This is a genomic window from Pradoshia sp. Z4_20, assembly GCF_058216035.1.
The window spans coordinates 200,107-217,577 of record NZ_JBZAJD010000004.1 but is presented as its reverse complement, the minus strand read 5'-3'; the positions used below and the strand labels follow the sequence as shown (position 1 = coordinate 217,577).

Genomic DNA, 17,471 nt, shown 5'->3' with positions numbered 1-17,471 from the left:
GGGCATATCTTTGTTAAAAGTCAGTGATTTAACACTAGAAAAAGCAATAATTCATCGTTTGGATAATCAAAATAATTATCCAAATGGTTTAGAACTATCGGAATTAGAGTTAGAATTAACCACTGATCTAAAGGAAGTAATTGAAACACATACAAGAAGTGGTTTAGAGGATGTTCGAATTCGCTTTGCAAAATTTATTGATTCAAATAGCAATAATGTAAATTTACATTGCGATAAAATTTTTAATGCTCCAGAAACCTTTGTGGAAAATTCCAACGCTCTAGCACGAAACTTGTTTCAGACAATGGGAAATCAGAGTATTTCTGCGGCAGACTTAGTGATTTGTTTATTTGAATCGAACGGCAAATATTTGATTGGAATGTTGAAATTAGACTATAAGGATCAATATATTTCTGAAACATCAATTAAAGATGGAAAACGATATATATCTATAAAAAGGCTAGAAAAAGGCTGGCCTGAATTGGGGCGTAGACTTCAAAAAGCATCTTTTGTAATAAAAAAAGATCCTGGTAACCTTGATGAAGAACAATATGATTTAATTGTTTTAGACAGGCAGCAATCAAATAAAGATGAAAATGATATATCAAAGTTTTTTCGACAAGGTTTCTTGAATATTTCCCTATTAGACGATGAAAATACTAATACAAAAAGTTTTATTCGCGGAGCAAAAAAGATATATGAAGAATATGAAGCTATTACGGAAAGTAAAAGGAAAGAAATTTATGAAAGTGCAATAAATTTAGTGGTAACTAGTGAGAATATTAATATTGAAACTTTTGCAGCATCTCATTTCGATAATGAACAGCAAGCGGATAATTTACATATAGAAAAATTACTAGAATACTTTGAACAACAAGGGGTAACAAGAAGAGAGTTTAAAAAATCAGAAGATGTAGCAAAAAGATATAAGAAACAAAGAATTTTAGCTTTGAACGGAGTGAAATTAAATATTGAGCCAAGCGTTTTTGAAGACGAAGATCATTTTAAATGGAAGAGATACAAAAACGATTCAGGTGAATACGTAGCAGACGTAACTATTAAGGGTTTGAAAATATTAAGTGTGGAGTAACTTGATATGAACTTATCTCTATTATTTGAGTATCTAAAAGTGTATAAATTTAGCCACTATAATGAGTCAGTTACAGATATAGAATATCAAAGTAGCACAACTAAAGATAATCTTAAAGAATTTATATCTAAGTTTAGTTCTGAATTTAATAATCCTTTTCATATAAGTATTGAAGATTCATCAGATAATGCCAACTTTTCAATCCCGAAAGAACAGGATGAACTTAAGAGAGACCTAGAATTATTTAATGATTCTTTAACTTGTATAATTCGATTTAAAAAAATTTTTCTTTTGAAAAAGGATAATATAGAAGATTATAATAACGTAATTTATTCTTCTCCAGCAAATCTTTTAAAGGAGTTAAAGAAACTTTCTATTGTGGATTTAGAAGCTTTTTTATTCCCCAATATAGAAAGGTATACTGTTATCTACATATTTCAATCGGATCAAGATCTGTTCATTTCAAATGGCTGGCTGACGATAACATCAGATTTAAATAGAGTTGCAAACAGCTTTAATGTGGATATAAAAGATGAACTGAAAAAAATAAAGGAAAGGGATGAAAATCTTCACTGGGTTTCTGCTAGTACAAAAATTACCCCGACCGCTTTTTATCTTAATAATTCAACCAACCCGGTATTAAATGAATTAGTTGATTATGTTAATAGATGCTTCATTTCAATAAGTATAGGTTTTATTGCCTCATTTACTGAATTTAGCTCAAAGGACAATAGTTATTACAGTACTTTTAAAGGATTACGGCACGTACATTTTAAAGTGGACTATAGTGGTCCGTTAGACAATATACATCACCTTTTCAAATTATATGAATGGCTATATTCTGAGAAGTCAACAGATAAACTAGCTTTAACGCAAAACGTTGTTAGTCTATACATTAATAAAGAACGATCAGAGGATATAAGTCTTTTAGTTGAAAATATATATGATATTTTTCTAGCAATAAAGGAAAATTACAAGATCTACATTGATAAAAGTATGGATAAGTATTTAAACGAAAGAAGGCAACTGGAAGACTTTGTAAGACATACAACTAATGAAATTGAAAAGCAAATAAATTCAATAACAGGTCTAATGACAAGTAATATGTTTGGGATATTAGCTGCCAGTCTTACTGCAATTATTGGGTTTTCACAACGGACGAATAGTCAATTATTATTGCCAATAATACTCTATATCTATGGTGGCTTTGTTATTCTGTTGACTGCCTATTATTATATTTATGCATTTAAAAATATAAATTTGAAAAAAGAATATTACGATAGCAGAATAATTGATTATAGGAAAATCTTCTTTGAAGAAAGAATTAATGAAATTGTAGGCAATAACATTAAAAGACAATTAGAAATCTTTAGACATTATAGTATTGCAACCTGGGTAATAAATTCACTGACTTCTCTTACTGCCATATTTGTTGGTGTCTATTTTCAGTTTGATTTCAATATACTAAATTGGTTTTTCAGTCATTTTTAGAAAAACTTTATTAACTTTTATTATAGGTATTTAAAACATACATCGGTTTTAGAAATGGTCAAGCTTATGCTTGGCCATTTAATTTAAAGCTATAAAATTATATGGAGGGTTATATGCTAAGTGAGGCGATTAAAGTATACGATAATATATTTCATTCATATAGGAGTGGGGATAATACTTTACAAAGTGAAAACAATGTTACAAAAGTACTGATAAATGTGTTTCAACATTCTCATAAGGAACTAATTTATAACTTTATAAAAGAAAAGATAAAAATCAAGTGTTCGGAGACGGATCAAATAATTTATGATTTGCAAATAAAGAAACGATTTAACTACCTTTTTAAAAATACTATTGTGATAGGCATAGCAAATAATAAACCCAATGATTCAATACCCGATATTGTCAATCAAATGGGTGTGGCTGATGCTGCGATAATTTCAACCACCCGTGAATTCTGTATACTCTTAGAAGTAAAACTTGATAATGGTTTAACGAACTTCCAAATGAAAAAACACGAAAAACTTTTTTTAAGTAACCAATTGGTAATAGACTCTATGCACTTTACTTGGGATGATGTCATTTTATTTATGAAATCACAATTAAGTAAACTACAAGGAAGTAAATACAGTATTACAAGATTCTTAATAGAACAATTTTTAGGGTTTTGTTATATAAACGGACTAGGAAAAGAGAAATCCAAAGAATACTACTTTCAGTCTTTCCCAATTGAAACAAGAGAGTTAGTTCGAGAGATAGACAATTATATTACAACAAAATACTCAAATGACTTATCCAATAAAAAATCTAAAAGTGCGGGAATATCTTATACTCGGAAAAATAGAAAGAGGTATTTTGCGAAAATTGATAGCCGTATGCACGCTCTTTTATTATCATTTGAAAACTTTGATCGTGGAAGAGTTGTTCAAGAACAGCTAAAAATGCTTTCAATTTCAAAAGAAAAGAGTCCTGAACATACTGGCTGGAGCCCAGCCTATCAAGGGTGGATAAATTTAAAAGCTGAATTAGTGACTATAGAAATATTGAAGGAATTCATTGATATAGCTTTTAGCGAAACACCTTAATCAGTTATAGAACGGGGATAAAGAATAAAGTTTAATCTAACCAAATTTTTAACAGTAAGGAGGAAATCCTAATGTCTAAGTATGAAGAAATGATCATTGGTAATGGTGAGGAAGTAATTATTAGACGACCAACATATCAACAAGCACTTAAAGCAGGCCCACCATTATTAAAAACAAAAGCAGAAGATGTCATTTTTGTTGATATAATTGAACTAGAAACCAACAGGGGGAAAATTACCCCTAAAGAATTTCCGTGGGAAGTACATAAAAAAGCAGAAGAATATCCGGAATTATATACTTCGGTAGTATTGAGATTTACTAAAAAAAATCAAAAAGAGATAAAAAAGGATAAAGCATTAAAATATACAAAAGAAGGGGCTAAATTCTTAAGAAGACTATGGGGATCTTTTTAAACTGCAATTAATTACCTCTTCCAAATAGGGATAAATAATATTGTTTGAAAAGAAAGTTGTTTCGAAATTGAACCTAAATTAGGGAATTACTATGGTAAAAAAAGATACAGAAGAGATGGCCTAGCAATAGCTGGGCTATTTTTTTTAAAGGCTTTGACAAATTTATAGATATATTTATTGTATAATTACCTTATGTCTATTTTTACCATTTTAAAGGTAAATTGTATATTAATTATATACACTTTGGAGGGAAGCCAATGTTTAGAAAGTTTAATACCGTAAATTTTGCCTCTGGTTATGTTCAAGAAATTTCAGTTGTACAAGATAAAGTATTTGATAATTTAGAAGATATATTAATAGTCAGTTTGCTTAAAGAATTGAAACATTTACCACATACTAAAGAAGTAATGAAAGAGTTCCTAATTGAAAGTCTCAGTAACCACTTTCTTGAAAGCTCAATAATAGATAAATTAATTAAACGTGTTCCTTCAAGTGATCAAGAGAACTTACTTATTGTTTTACTTACACAATTATTAAGGAGATTATCAACTACTATTAAGGAACCAGGAGATTTTTTTGTTGAAGAAAATAATGATTCTATTGTTAGAGAAGTCCTACCTTCTTTAAAGGAAGTATTAGATACAAACATAAAAATCAAGCACATTGGCAAGCCGGACTCCACTAAAAGAAGAACTCTCTACCATATGGCTTTAGATATTAGGGATTACTTAATTGTTGAAGGATTTGGATTTGATTGGAGTTTGAAATTTCAAGATAAGTGGACAAGTAATTTTCGGGAAATTTTGCAATATGATATAGCTGCTGAAGCCATCAATTATATTAAAGATGATAAATATGAAATGTATCAAAACATTGTAAAAGATTTGAACCGTTCTATAACAAGGGATTATGTCAACACATTAAGAATTGGTAAGACTTATGAAGAAATCAATGACTTGATTTATAAAAATATACTTCCAAAAGCTATTGAGAAAGTGAATCTAAATATACCGAAAGAAGAGTATGTAGAGCAATTGTTAGCTCATTGTAGCAGTGTAGATGAAATTAGGAGCTTTGCAAGAATATTTGTTGAAAAGGAAACACCGTATATAGTCGAAAATATTAAAGAAGTAATACGAGAGTCAAATCTAGAGAATAAATTAATTCTAACTGAGGATAATCACCTTAAACATAGATATAAGCAATATGGAAACGAGTTAGTACTGAGGATTGGGGGTTCTTATTTTATAAATTTAACATCTAGAGAAAAAGAAGAATCCTTTTATGAAATAATTAATCTGCTTTTCTCACAGAAGAAGGGTAATTGGCTCGAGTATTGGGATGCTATCTCGGAGGTGAACAACTGGTTTATAGCTATTCCTTTAATAAATGTCAATATAGATAAATCTTTTAAGGTAGGAAATTGTACTATAATGCCTACTATTGAAGCGATGATTTTTATTGAAAATAGTTTCCCCAAAAAAGGCTCAATTTTAGGGTTACCAGACCCAACTAGAGATTCGAGTTGGGCAATTATAGAAGATATAGAGGCTCATCCACAAGATTCAGATTATGCAATTTTAGAAGGTAGAAATAAAATTAAAAATATCCTTTCTTCAATTACTCTATTAATTGAAAGGAAACCAAATTATGGTTTTAAGTTGGGGAGTTTCACGTTATTTTCGAAAAAGAACAACGATAAATTTACATACCTAACAACAAATTTAAGTCATTATGTAGATGGGAATAATATTTTACCAGTAGAATTAGTTGGGGACTTCAATCCAGCAGGTAAGCCTTGGGGTGAGTACTTAGATTTGGTTCACTCCTTTAATTCCTATATAGCAAATAAAGTTAAGCAGTCTTTAGAAAAGTATTATCTTATAGAAAGAGTTACAGATGATTCAAGCAAATTTATTCAACTTATAGACTGTCTGGAATTTTTATTAACTAAAGATGGAGAACAGCCACAAAACTGGATTGATAGAGCTGTTTATATACTTGCAGGACCGAATGTTTCGGAAAGTGGTTTTACATATTCAGAGGCTAGAAGCTGGTTAAAGGGAGACATAGAAAATTACTCTTTTCTTAAGAAAAGAATAATTCAAGGAAAGAAACATAATGCGGTCAATTTATTGTTACCTAGACTAGAATCAATGGTTTCTGATTGCTTATTCAGTATTTACACTACAATTTCTGATTCTTCGTTTAAGGACATAGATGAATTAGTATTATGGTATGCAGCGGTTAGACCGGATGAAAAGCAGGTAAGGGGGGAAATAATAAAGTGAATCACATCCCCCTTTTAGATTATGTTAAAAGTCAAAACTGTAACATCATAAATATAGATGGAGTTATCACTGGTCAGGCAAGATGCACTGTGTATCTACCATCGGAAACGAAGAGGAACTTATTGACACCGGGAAAAGATACAGCTTCAATTTTAGGACCTCAAACAGAAAGTGACCCTATAATAAAACTATTTGGTTTTACTGGTGGTGATAATTCAATATTACAAGGTCTAAATAAAATCTCTGTAAGTATTAGCCTAAGTGAAACAGAGTATTATGAAGTATTATTTGAGAACCTAAATCCTCGTCCTTCTGAACGGCTGATATTTTCATTTGAGCTTAATGATGTTACTACTAATGAGATAAATAAGGATGAATACGAAACAGCAATTAATTTGAGGCGAGTAATCGATTGGTCAAATATTAAGATTCCTGCTGGTGGTACTACAAAAGACTATGCATTTGAAGAATTATGTAGGGAGATAATTTTAAAGGATGATAAGTATACTAATTTTACATTTATCTCCCAAGGTACAGATAGGGGGAGAGATGGAAATTATGAATTAATTGAATACCCTTTTCCTAAAAGCTCCTCAACAAAGAAATGTATACTGCAATGTAAATATTCAAATAGTATTAATAATAATATGAATCAGACTGAAATTTTTTCAGAGTTAGCTAAAGTTGGTATGCACCAGTTGGATTACTATATATTAGCTACCAATCGCAATACAACCCAAAATTTTATAGATTGGTTTGCAGGTATAGGTAGAGATTATAGTTTTAAATTAGTTTTAGTAAACCGACAAACGATAGAAAGTATAGTTTGTAATAATACAGAAGTTTGGAGCAAGTACTTTGGTTAGAATGTACTTTTATAACTAGGAAACAAAATGGAACCATTTACATTAAAGCGGAACTATAAAAACAGAGATTCCTTCTTTATTTGCTATATCAGATTCTGAATCTAAAAAAGGGAGGATATCATAGTTATCCACTTTTATAGCATTCTCAGCTTCTTTATGAACATATCTGAAAGCTGCACTCAGTGGTTAATTCTTTTTCTTTGGAATAATCCCCTCTAAAGGGCTTGAGATGTTTCACTGATTTCGGTTCGTATTTATATCCGGTTACCTTGGTTCAAATAGATAGTAGGACCATAAAAAGCCTGTCATTTTGACGGGCTTTTAACTTTTTAAATTAGCTTTGCAGCTTATGTGGTTCTAATGATTCTTGAAAAAGTCATTTTTTTGAAGAGTTCCCAATGCTCGTTTATATATTGATCCCGGGAAAATCTTATAATACTTAAACAAATATAATAAATCAACCTATCAATATGTCAATCATCGACTAACACATTTATTTTTTTAAAATTTTTTCCAGTTTCTATTGGGAAACACCATTCCGCAATGTACAATGAAAAGGTAAAGCATAGTTATACCCATCCTTTAGTTTCAGACCCATATAGAAAGGAGCTTTATCTCAGTGGTGGAGGCTTCGGACTAACGCGTTGCCGTTAGCACATCACAAATGAAAGAGGATGGTAAGTATGGAAACAATATTTAAAATCAAAAGAGGAAACAAAGTCTTCGAGGTACAAGCATCAAGTACAGGTCACAAAGTTTCAATCACCAGCAAGGAAAAGCAAGCTGCAAAAGAAATCGTGTTTGAATTGAAAGTCAGTCATACTACTATCAAGCGATTCTCGACAGCTATAATCGCTGTTCTAGGCACAACTACCTTCTTTTAAATAAAAGCCCTTCAGGAGATTGAAAACAATCCTGAAAGGGCTTTTATTTAATTCTACTGAACAGACTTGCTAAGCCACATTTTTTAGTGGTTGCCGATGACTAGATGTTTTATTAGGTATTTTTATCCTTGATGTTTCTGTCATTATTAATCTATCTCGTCATCGTCCTTTTAATTGTAATGTTTCAGTAATTGCAGTTACTCCTTTCGTATGTGTGGAAGGGGTAACTTTAACCAGGAAGTGATTCTGATATCTCAATCAATCTTTTATCCCAACTGAAGAAGATGGCAATGAATCAGTTGAAATCAAAGAGGCTGGATCGATTGTATTAGCAGCTCGTTTCTTTGCTGAAATCGTAAAAAAACCTTCTGAAAGTACAGTTGATTGACACGAAATTGAAGCATTTAGCTTTTATTCAAGATCAGAACTAGATGAATTTGTTAAATACTTACCCAAAATGTCTGCCTTAGAAATGCTGGTGTTAATATGAATCCATATCCAGCATAAAATATTTAAGTTTGATTGATTTCACCTCAGTTTAGTTGTACTTCCTAATTAATGATATTATCATACCAAAATTCCAAGCAAATGAAGGATGAAACATAATTAATTGCTTTAGCGAATTATTATCTTGGTCCTAATATTGATATCCTATTCTGGTACCAATTTCATTAGTATTGTTGAATACCAGAAAATGAAAAAGAACCACCCTGCCGACCAAGTAGGTGATGGTTCATCTTCTTATAAATAATTCAGTTAATTCCATCGCTAAAGATGGATAAATAACGGTCAGCACTTCCAATGCTAGTCGTTATTTATTATACCTTTATTATTACCTAAATCATTTTCAGTTATACAAAAAAAGAACTTCCACTAATCTGCCCTTAGTTAAAGAAAGTATCTCCATTTAATGATATCCCAAAAATGCTTTTCCCCTTATTATTCAAATGCACCAATCTATATGAAAAAAGCCAAAGAAAAAGACTTCTAAAAACAGAAGTCTTTTTTCACAGCTTTTCTTTTTTCAGTCTATCATTCTCTTCTTGCAGTATTTCATTCATCTTTATTAGGTCCTGGATTTTAACAACCATCTCTTCATCGGTTTTATTCATTCTACGAATTTCCTTGATGATATCCCTTGTTATTTCGAAATTTTTGAGTCTTGACTTCACAGCCATCCCAATGATGACTAATCCAAGAGCATAATACGTTCCTACCTCAGAAAAGAAACTAAAAAAATCGAGCAGGAGAGGATAGGATAGGAGGAGGATCGGTAATAAAAAGAAAGAGAAGACTCCAGCAGCTATCAAAATATTGATGATATGCCTATAATAGCTTTTAAAAAATCTACTCCCTACTACAAGAAAATCCGTTATCGTAAAGAAAAGACCTGAAATAGTAGCTCCTATTAGAAAAACTTCTGATACATCTATAAACGCATTGAGTGTTCCTAAAGCAATTAAAGAAAAACCAATATAAACAATGATATAATCAGATGTTTTTGTCACATCAATAATATTTTTTTCAGTTTCCTTTTGTTTTGTCTCTGTTTCGTACAATACCCCACCTCATTTAGTTGATATATCCTATATTCTAAACTAATGGAGCGTTGAATGAGAGGGGTTTACACTCTTTTTCGTTGAAATTCCTTATTGAAGAAACGGGGCAGGTTAGTTGAAGAAGGATTAATGGCCTTTTTGTTGAACTATTATAGTAACGTAACAGGTTACAGAACAATTTTAAAACTATTCTTAGTGGATTTGAAGGATGAGTTGCATTATATAGCCAACTTGATTAGTTCAACTGGAGGCAGAAGTATGAAGGGGACGGAGTTTTATGCTTATCACATTGTTACTAATAATAAAATGAATATCGGACAAATCATTAACTTTGATAAGAACCAAAAAAACACCTTATATCGTTTCTTTTTTGAAAGAGAAATATTTAATTCTAAAGACGAAGACTTTATCCGAATTTTATACAGTCATTTCTCAAATGAAGGATTGCACTTGGATAAAGAGGATGCCAAGGTAGTTGCAGATTATACGGATCAAACGATTAGAGCTATCAGAGAAGTGATAACAGAGATGGTTAGACTGCAAGAATATCCTGAATATCCGTCAAGATTATCTTGCTTATACGCAGCGAAAAACTATGAAGAAGCACTAAAGTGGAAAGAATTATTTGATACTTACAATCGTAAAGTTATTCAGATTGTAAAACTGCGAGTGATAGGAAATTATTTTGAGGGTGATGGAGACCTTTTACCAAAAGCAGATGGAGTTTCTTTTTCTCGAAAAATTGAACAAGCCAGAGAATATTGGAAAGGTAATGTAAAAAACGAGCTTCCTGAACTACTGATTAACGGAAAAATTGAAGTTGTGGAAATTATACACGATTACGTAATTTAGTAGATATAGCAAGAGAGGTTCGGAAAATTATTCTCTCTAATCAAGGCTGTCAAATCGATGGTCTTTTCTTATGCAGCTAAAGGGGCAGTTTAGTTGAAGAAGGAATCCTGACAAAGATGTTGAAATAATAATATTAACTTAGATTATATGGAGGCATACATAAAATGAATTTTATTAAAATCATTTTAGCACTTATTCCAGTTCCATTCTTATTTCATTTATACGAATATAACTACTGTCATCTTGGGGAGCACGATGTTGTTTTCTTATTTCCCGTATTTCTATTGTTCATAATTGTTGTAGGCATAACATCGAGAAACATAAAATTCCCTTTGTATCTTGGAGTCAATTTTATAATGACAGTTATTTCTTTGTTGTTTGGCTATTTTTTTATTGTTGATGATGGAAGTTGGTTTAAACCTTTCGGAAGAGACTTCGCAATTATATTCATTTCTGTTGTTTATATCTTAGGGCAGTTAATTATAAGAGGCATTATGAGAGGAATTAGTGAGTTCAATTCCGCCACCAGAATAAAAGGATAGTATTCAACTAACGGGGTCATTGATCCAAGAAGGATTAATGCTCTTTTTTGTTGAACTTCTTATGCAGCTAAAGGGGCAGGTTAGTACAATAAGATATAAAAATGAAACGATTTGATTAACTTGTCGTCTATTAAAAAAAGGGGAACTTTTTATAGTGAAAAAAATAACTTTTATTACTATCATACTGCTTTCAGTGTTGAGTGTACTCGGAGGATGTAGTAGTTCTTCATCAAACGATTCATATGCAGGTATATTAATGGTGAATGAAAAGGACTATTACTGGCAAGGAGATATTAAAGATAATGAAGTTACCCCTGGTGAAAAAATTGGTGAAGTACAAAAAAGGGTAGAAAAGGAGGTTAAGCCTAAAGAAAATCTATCTTCAAATTTTTTAGGAGTAGGTGATGAGATATACGCTTCTAACGAAGATAGTAAGGTTATTATCGTAAAGCGAGAAAATGGAAGTTTAGCAAAAATGACTGAAGAAGATTACAACAAAAATGATTAAGGGTTGTTGAACTAAAGGGGGCGTTGATCCAGGAAGGATTAATGCCTTTTAGTGTTGAATTCCTTATTGTAGAAAAGGGGCAGTTTAGTTCTATAGGAAATATGCATAAATTAGGGTAAATGCTATATGTAGAAGTAACCAAGTTATTAACCCTTTTTGTGAGGATGCAGTAACCTCCTACTAGTTAGTTTGGTAGGAGGCTATTAAAGTTGTCGATGAAGTAAAGAAGAATTATTTTTTTAAATTTATATAAGTGTATACATTTATTATTCTTCATTCGTTGTATAAGTATGGGGAGGAAAAATTATGAAAAGGGAAGATGTATTAGCCTCCTATCTTATCAATTTGGGAGAGGAAGTGTTCGTATTATTACTGATGAAAGGGGCCAAGAAAGAAGATGCAGAAGATATCATTCAAAATACCTTTTACAAAGTTTACGCCATTTTGGATGACCTAACGGAAGGTAATTTACGTCCTTGGTTTTTTAGAGTATCACTTAACGAATATATTGACTTGAAAAGAAAAAAAGAGCAACAGAACATTTACTTAACCGAAGAAATCTATTCAAAGCTCCAGCACGTTGATTGCGAAATCGACACGATTTTAAATAAGGATGAGATTATTTATTTATTAAAGGACATAAAAAAAGAATACAAGGAAATTTTCTTTTTAAAATATTACTATGATTTATCTTATGAGGAAATTGCTCTTATTTTGGATATTCGAGTAGACAGTGTTAAACAAAAACTATATCGTGCACGCAAATTTATCTACTCAAAAGTAGGAGGAAAACGATAATGGACCATTCATTAAATGGAGCATTGAAAAAGGCTAAACGAAAACAACTTTTAAAGATCATTACTACTTCAATCATTGTCATATTAATTCTATTACCAATTCTATTACCAATACTCTATAAAACAGGTAATTACTTCGCGGCGAAAAGTTCGACAAGCCTGCACGAAGCACTATTTTTACATAATGCCATTGCCGAACCTAATATCAAAATCGATTCTCAAGTAACAAATAATTCTTCAATGTTTGGTGGAAACATTATAACAAATCGTTCTAAAAATATTAATGGATATGTAGTTCAATGGAGCACACTAACAAGTTCGTATGATTGGATTCGAAAACAAATAGATCATAACGAATTAACACCGGGCTTTTATTGGTCTGATACAAATCTTTATGAGTATGACAAACAAACAAAAAACAAAGTTGCAACATTTTATCATCCGTCCATTAAAAATTACTATAGAGGTGTTCCAAATGAATTAGAGGAAATTTCGCAAATGGATAATCACGTTGCAGAAGTTGCCATTTCTTTCAATCAACCGTATACCTTTCAAGAAATAGAAGAAAAAATACCCGATAATTTAAACATTGTATGGTTATATATGACCTCAGAAATTATGGATGAGAGTAAAGGACCAGCTGGAATGCCGGTTTTTGGATATGATCCCTCTGATTCACCGAGAGCAAGGTATAACAGTTTTATTGATGACCTAGAGCAATATAGTGCTGACGATGATATGATTCAGGACTTTTTAAATAAAAATAAAAACAAATCATTTGATAATGTGGGAATACTAGGAGTAATGCTCACTGGGCAAACGAAAAATTTCAAAGCTCTAGAAAATCAAAATTTCATTCGTGGTGCTTCCGTCGGTGCCACAGCACAAATTGTTCCTTACATTAAACCTGAAAAGTAATAAATATGTATATCTTTATAGAGCTAACAGGGGCGTTGATCCAAAGGAGGATTAAAGCTCTTTTTTGTTGAATTCCTTATTGTTGAAACGGGGCAGGTTAGCTCAATAAGATTGTCGAATAGTTAAAACATAGAAATGAAAAATTACAGGGGATGAATGTATGGAAATTTTTAATTTTGGAAAAGAGGTAGCTCAAAAAATTAATAATTATAACTCTGTATCTTCTTTCTATTCAAAGTTTATGAAAACAGAGACACCTACTAATATAGGCTTTATCACCATAGAGCAAGGAGGTATTGTTGGTTATCACAAAGCACCAGTACCGCAGCTTTTCTTAGTAGTTGAAGGCCAAGGATGGGTAGAAGGAGAAAATAAACAAAGAGTGACAATTAAAAATGGACAGGGAGTTTTCTGGAATAAAGATGAAGGGCATATTAGTGGAAGTGAATTGGGATTAACAGCATTAGTCCTTCAGTCAGAGGGATTGGTAAACCCAATAGGATAAAAATATTTAAGACTTGTTGTTGACGGTGCAATTTTAGGAGCAGTCACTTTTTTACTAAAGGAGCAGGTTAACTCAATAAGGTTATCGAATAAATAAAACAAAGAAATACCAAATGATAGTGGGATGAATATAATGAAAAAAAACATTCTAACTCTAAAATTTTGTGTGTTAATTATGGCAGTGGGTCTCGCGACTAGTTGTTCTCAAACAGAGCTCAATAATGATTCAAAAAGTACAAAGGTTCGGGAAGATGTCCTATCTATGGGTATCACTTTTACAAATGAAATGAAAGACAGCGTTAACAGTGGAGATATGGATATTAAGGAAAAAATCGATGATCTGGCTTATGAATTGAAAGTAGTCTGTGTTGAAAACAATGATTATAAAACTTTTTCAGATAATGAGATGGTATTTGTCGATACATTGGGTGAAATACGCATAGCCTATGATGAGGTTGTATTTACTCGTAATCCCAAATACAATAAAAGCAAAGAGAAAAGAGAGGCTGCTCTCGATACCTTTAATCAATTGGTTTCAACTTTTAATCGAAATTATACCAAATGAGCAGATTTTATATTAACTCAAAAGATTAAATATGGATTAGAGCAGGATGATTACACATAGGATAGAAAAGAATTGGTACAAAGAAACTAATTGGGGCATTGATCCAAAGGAGGATTAATGCCTTTTTCTGTTGAACTTCAAATGAGTGAAGGATCTGTTTAGAGACAGATCTAAATGAAATAGGAAAGGAAAAGGAGAAATGATTAGTAAATATTTAGGTATTGCTTGTATTTCTGGAACAATCCTATTAACAGCTTGTAATTTTGAGAAAACAGATATCAAAGAAGATAAGACAGTTGAGAATAAAGTAATTGTTGATAGCTCTGCCGCTGAATTTAACCTTTTTGAACTAACTAAGGAGGAGGAGAAAGTTTATACTGATTTTCAAAAAGATTTAAATCAAGAACATTTAAGGAGGTTAGAACCTATCAGTATTGCGAAGTTATATGTTCAAACAAAATTAGATAAAAAAATTGATGCTCAGTATGCTTTATATACAGACAGAAAAGAGTATATTCAATGGTCAAAAGAAGAAGATGAAAAAATTCCCGTAACTGACAGAGGAACTAGTGAACAGGTCAAAAAACAATTCAAAAATATAGACAAAGGAGAATTCATACAGACGAATAATTACGAAGGCTATATTGAATATGATTCTGGCAAAGGGAAAAGTGGGTTTAAGATGATTAAAAATAAAGATGGAATTTGGCAAGTAGCATTTACACCAATTCAATAGATCTTTCATTTGGTTGTTCTCAAACAGAGCTCAATAATGATTCAAAAAGTACAGGGGTTCGGGAAGATGTCCTATCTATGGGTATCACTTTTACAAATGAAATGAAACAGTGTTACTAGTGGAGATATGGATATTAAGTAAAAAATTGATGGTCTGGCTTATGAATTGAAATGGCTAGTTTACTTATTAACTCCTTTATTCGAATGAATTTTTCGAATTACCAAACCCTTTACCAACCCAACTAATTCCGAATGATTATTTTACAAATAAACCCATATTTGTATTTTTTTAATGTATACTTATTCGTATAAAGGAAAGGGGGAGAATCGTGAATAAAAGAATAGGTGTATGGATTGTTCTATTCTTAGCCATACTTTCAACTCTATACTTTGCTTTTTTTGAGAGTATTTCGGCTGAAAAGAAAGGAGAGAATGCTCAATCAGTACAAAGAAAAGAACAAAACAACAGAGTAAAAGAAGTAGAAGTGGTAACAGAAAGTGAGAAACAGAATGCTTATATTGTTTTTGAAGGATATTATTATATGAAGACTGGTGGAGTAGTGCCTGAATCAAGCTCTCATTGGAAAAAGGTTGGAGAAGTGAAGCGGATAGGAGACTGGGCGATTAAGAGATCTGGGGATTCTAATGAAGTACCACCTGGACCTATTTATCAGATGGATGTGAAAGACAAATCCCTCATCGCAGCCAAAGGTGCTTATTATGAAGATGGAGCAAATAAAGAAGGCTATTTGCTGTTTAAAAAGGATAAAGAGGTAACAGAAACAAATCCTGATACTATTCAAAGTGCAGTTTCAGACACAGATGAATTATCCATAGCGTTTAACAACGCAAAGAAAAATTTCCCTGATTTTTATGCCTTTACGAACGATGACAATTATCAATTAAATTTATTAAATTCCTTAGAAAACTATGATTCGGTCAAGATGATTTATCTGTTACCTGAACAAGACGAAAATTCCATTTTGGTATTAGAGTATAGGAATAAGATACCTCTCGATTCTGCTTTTCATAAGAACAAAAAAACCCCAATGGAACAGGATGTATTAGACATAAACAAAATGAATTGGACAATTTATAAAGACCAGGAGGGCCTATATTTAGCCGTGACCTCATTCAACCAAAGACACTATGAGATTCAATTTGCTGGAAATTTCGAACTTTCTTTTGTGGAAGAGTCTTTAAATTTATTCCATAAAGTAAATTAGGTAATAAAAACCGCTCGTACTTAAAATTGGGTAAGCGGTTTTTATTACAGATTATTAGATTACGCTTTTTGCTTTTAACAAGGCCTCTATTTATTTTAGGATTTTCATAAGCGTCTATAGCTGCAAGAGTGGTAAGGGCTAATTAAGGAGCTTCTCTTTTGAATTATTGTGAAGAAATGTACTTAAACTAACGGGGGCTTTAGTTAAATAAGAAGTATTTATAACAAAAGAAAACTCGCCATTTTAGGAGCGAGTTTTCTTTGATTTATATGCCATTTACGATGTCAAAAGGACTGTCATTTCGGAGCTTTTTTAGAAATGAATCTCAAAACGGAACCCTTTAGAAGGATGCAACACTGTTAAATGACAGTAAGTTATCTTGAGTTGTTTTTACAGTGTTCTCTCAATTTTTTTATTGCTTCTTCTTCGCTCTGGGTTTCTAAATCAGCCCATTCTTTACTATTTGCATCTCTACAAATAGCTGATCCAAAATAAGTATCGTTTATTTTTGCCAACTTTAAAACCCACATATACTTAACTGACTTTACTTCTCTCCTATCTGCATATATAGGTGAAACCTCAACAGGAACTACAAATTCTTTAACCTCAAAAGCCTGTACATCCATAATTATCAACCCTCCCTTTTACCATATACATTCGATAAAAGGGATTAATCACCTTTTATTTCTCTCTTTATTCTTATATTTATAATTAAACCCACGCTTTATAATCTTGTGAAGGTCATCTTTCGCTATAGATCGAATTACTGCTGTTACATCCTGTGGTATTACATCACGCTTGTTAATTTTAATTCTTCTTCTGCTCAATTCTTCAGCTACCCTTTGAGTGCTTCCTAAATAGGCATATTCCCTTAACATCAACTTATCAATTGTATCAGCCTTGTAATTCTCAGCTAGTTCAATATAATTCGTAAGCCATTCAATTTCTTCTCTTGCTTTGTCTACTGTGATAAATGTACGCATTTTCACACCTCCTTGATGTAAGGATTCGACAATATATGTCTTTAACCTGTTGTCTATTTTGTGGATTTTGTAATTTCTTGCGATGACGATGATTTGTAAAACTAATCTCTAATAAAACTACTGCTTGTAGAAATCCTTCTTCCGCTAATCTGCCACGTTTGT

The 17,471-nt window shown here is 31.7% G+C and carries 19 protein-coding genes and 1 pseudogene; 17 read left to right on the top strand and 3 right to left on the bottom strand.

What is annotated here, in order from left to right:
• Nucleotides 1-10: 10 nt before the first annotated feature.
• The 8 genes and pseudogenes from AC4BHP_RS12425 to AC4BHP_RS12390 all read left to right on the top strand — a co-directional run.
• Nucleotides 11-1,090, top strand: coding sequence for a nucleoid-associated protein (locus tag AC4BHP_RS12425; RefSeq protein ID WP_490552534.1), 1,080 nt, complete (start codon nucleotides 11-13; stop codon nucleotides 1,088-1,090).
• A gap of 6 nt (nucleotides 1,091-1,096) precedes the next feature.
• A complete protein-coding gene (locus AC4BHP_RS12420) occupies nucleotides 1,097-2,581 on the top strand; it encodes a hypothetical protein (RefSeq protein ID WP_490552532.1) in 1,485 nt (494 codons plus the stop codon).
• A 113-nt stretch (nucleotides 2,582-2,694) separates the two neighbouring features.
• The gene (locus tag AC4BHP_RS12415; protein WP_490552531.1) at nucleotides 2,695-3,666 is read left to right on the top strand and encodes a hypothetical protein; all 972 of its coding nucleotides are present in this window, start codon (nucleotides 2,695-2,697) and stop codon (nucleotides 3,664-3,666) included.
• Between the two features lie 71 nt (nucleotides 3,667-3,737).
• Nucleotides 3,738-4,079: a hypothetical protein gene (locus AC4BHP_RS12410; protein ID WP_490552529.1), complete on the top strand. Its 342-nt coding sequence runs from the start codon at nucleotides 3,738-3,740 to the stop codon at nucleotides 4,077-4,079.
• 257 nt (nucleotides 4,080-4,336) lie between these two features.
• Nucleotides 4,337-6,370: a hypothetical protein gene (locus AC4BHP_RS12405; RefSeq protein ID WP_490552527.1), complete on the top strand. Its 2,034-nt coding sequence runs from the start codon at nucleotides 4,337-4,339 to the stop codon at nucleotides 6,368-6,370.
• 122 nt (nucleotides 6,371-6,492) lie between these two features.
• The gene (locus AC4BHP_RS12400; protein ID WP_490552526.1) at nucleotides 6,493-7,236 is read left to right on the top strand and encodes a hypothetical protein; all 744 of its coding nucleotides are present in this window, start codon (nucleotides 6,493-6,495) and stop codon (nucleotides 7,234-7,236) included.
• A 683-nt stretch (nucleotides 7,237-7,919) separates the two neighbouring features.
• Nucleotides 7,920-8,120, top strand: coding sequence for a hypothetical protein (locus AC4BHP_RS12395; RefSeq protein WP_490552525.1), 201 nt, complete (start codon nucleotides 7,920-7,922; stop codon nucleotides 8,118-8,120).
• 217 nt (nucleotides 8,121-8,337) lie between these two features.
• Nucleotides 8,338-8,505, top strand: a pseudogene (locus AC4BHP_RS12390) (DNA polymerase III subunit beta); the annotation flags it as partial.
• A gap of 622 nt (nucleotides 8,506-9,127) precedes the next feature.
• On the opposite strand, the gene AC4BHP_RS12385 reads toward AC4BHP_RS12390, so the two are convergent.
• Nucleotides 9,128-9,679 carry a hypothetical protein gene (locus AC4BHP_RS12385; protein ID WP_490552523.1) on the bottom strand — a complete coding sequence of 184 codons (552 nt, stop codon included), beginning with the start codon at nucleotides 9,677-9,679 and terminating at the stop codon, nucleotides 9,128-9,130.
• Between the two features lie 258 nt (nucleotides 9,680-9,937).
• Between AC4BHP_RS12385 and AC4BHP_RS12380 the strand changes: the two genes are divergently transcribed.
• From AC4BHP_RS12380 to AC4BHP_RS12340, 9 genes are all read left to right on the top strand, one after another.
• Entirely contained in the window at nucleotides 9,938-10,531 is a 594-nt protein-coding gene (locus AC4BHP_RS12380) for a DUF2441 domain-containing protein (protein WP_490552521.1), read from the top strand.
• Between the two features lie 164 nt (nucleotides 10,532-10,695).
• Entirely contained in the window at nucleotides 10,696-11,073 is a 378-nt protein-coding gene (locus AC4BHP_RS12375; protein ID WP_490552519.1) for a hypothetical protein, read from the top strand.
• Between the two features lie 154 nt (nucleotides 11,074-11,227).
• On the top strand, nucleotides 11,228-11,581 hold the full coding sequence (locus tag AC4BHP_RS12370; RefSeq protein WP_490552517.1) for a hypothetical protein: 354 nt from the start codon (nucleotides 11,228-11,230) through the stop codon (nucleotides 11,579-11,581).
• Nucleotides 11,582-11,887: 306 nt separating this feature from the next.
• Nucleotides 11,888-12,379 carry an RNA polymerase sigma factor gene (locus AC4BHP_RS12365; RefSeq protein WP_490552515.1) on the top strand — a complete coding sequence of 164 codons (492 nt, stop codon included), beginning with the start codon at nucleotides 11,888-11,890 and terminating at the stop codon, nucleotides 12,377-12,379.
• Nucleotides 12,379-13,296, top strand: coding sequence for a sigma factor regulator N-terminal domain-containing protein (locus tag AC4BHP_RS12360; RefSeq protein WP_490552513.1), 918 nt, complete (start codon nucleotides 12,379-12,381; stop codon nucleotides 13,294-13,296). Before AC4BHP_RS12365 ends, AC4BHP_RS12360 begins: the two co-directional genes overlap by 1 nt.
• Before the next feature lie 160 nt (nucleotides 13,297-13,456).
• Nucleotides 13,457-13,801: a cupin domain-containing protein gene (locus AC4BHP_RS12355; RefSeq protein ID WP_490552511.1), complete on the top strand. Its 345-nt coding sequence runs from the start codon at nucleotides 13,457-13,459 to the stop codon at nucleotides 13,799-13,801.
• A 132-nt stretch (nucleotides 13,802-13,933) separates the two neighbouring features.
• Nucleotides 13,934-14,365, top strand: coding sequence for a hypothetical protein (locus tag AC4BHP_RS12350; RefSeq protein WP_490552509.1), 432 nt, complete (start codon nucleotides 13,934-13,936; stop codon nucleotides 14,363-14,365).
• A gap of 199 nt (nucleotides 14,366-14,564) precedes the next feature.
• Nucleotides 14,565-15,101 carry an RNA polymerase subunit sigma gene (locus AC4BHP_RS12345; RefSeq protein WP_490552507.1) on the top strand — a complete coding sequence of 179 codons (537 nt, stop codon included), beginning with the start codon at nucleotides 14,565-14,567 and terminating at the stop codon, nucleotides 15,099-15,101.
• A gap of 328 nt (nucleotides 15,102-15,429) precedes the next feature.
• Nucleotides 15,430-16,326 carry a hypothetical protein gene (locus tag AC4BHP_RS12340; protein ID WP_490552505.1) on the top strand — a complete coding sequence of 299 codons (897 nt, stop codon included), beginning with the start codon at nucleotides 15,430-15,432 and terminating at the stop codon, nucleotides 16,324-16,326.
• A 374-nt stretch (nucleotides 16,327-16,700) separates the two neighbouring features.
• On the opposite strand, the gene AC4BHP_RS12335 is transcribed toward AC4BHP_RS12340, so the two are convergent.
• Nucleotides 16,701-16,952 (bottom strand): hypothetical protein, encoded by a 252-nt coding sequence (locus AC4BHP_RS12335; RefSeq protein ID WP_490552504.1) that lies wholly within the window; start codon nucleotides 16,950-16,952, stop codon nucleotides 16,701-16,703.
• 48 nt (nucleotides 16,953-17,000) lie between these two features.
• The gene (locus tag AC4BHP_RS12330; protein WP_490552502.1) at nucleotides 17,001-17,309 is read right to left on the bottom strand and encodes a hypothetical protein; all 309 of its coding nucleotides are present in this window, start codon (nucleotides 17,307-17,309) and stop codon (nucleotides 17,001-17,003) included.
• Between the last annotated feature and the right edge of the window lie 162 nt (nucleotides 17,310-17,471).